This is a genomic window from Aquirufa nivalisilvae, assembly GCF_004307455.1.
GTDB classification, from domain to species: Bacteria; Bacteroidota; Bacteroidia; order Cytophagales; family Spirosomataceae; genus Aquirufa; species Aquirufa nivalisilvae.
Genome location: NZ_SEWX01000020.1, coordinates 1 through 574, shown reverse-complemented (window position 1 = coordinate 574; position 574 = coordinate 1). Strand labels below are relative to the sequence as shown.

The 574-nt window shown below is 35.9% G+C and carries 1 protein-coding gene; it reads right to left on the bottom strand.

The window, feature by feature from the left end; translation table 11 throughout:
* Positions 1-71: 71 nt before the first annotated feature.
* The coding region (locus EWU22_RS13135) for a DDE-type integrase/transposase/recombinase (protein WP_130925904.1) at positions 72-574 on the bottom strand (503 nt) is incomplete at its 5' end.

Below are 574 nucleotides of genomic sequence, written 5' to 3'. Positions count from 1 at the left end.
TGTGAATGCCTGAATGACGTTGACCGTTTTGTGTCACTTATACTTGATTCATATTCAAGTATTTTAGGTGTTTAGCTTATAGCTTGATTTAAATTTAGTAGTTTTTTTTCAAATGCAATAGGAGACATTTTATTTAACTCAATATGCGGCTTTTCTAGATTATAAAGTGATACCGCACGGTCAACCTCCTTGACCAGCATTTCGAAGTTATTGATTTTACGATGCCGTAAATAATTGTTTTTAATAATGCCATTGATGCGTTCTGCTTTCCCATTTTCCCAGGGATATTTGCACATGCTATTCTTGATCCCATATTTTTGAGTCACGCGTAAAAATTCTCTGGCATAATATTGACCTCCTCCGTCGGAATGAAGTATTAAATCATCAAATCGCCTCTGTTTTCTAAGCTTGATGGCCATTTGTAAGGCTGGAATGGTCGTGTGAGTAGTCAATAGTCTTTTAGAGGTGTGATGACCCACTATATGACGTGTATAGGCATCTATGATAAAAGTAAGGTAATAATAGATCCCATTGACTTGATAATAACTAATGTCGCTCTGCCAATATTGGTCTA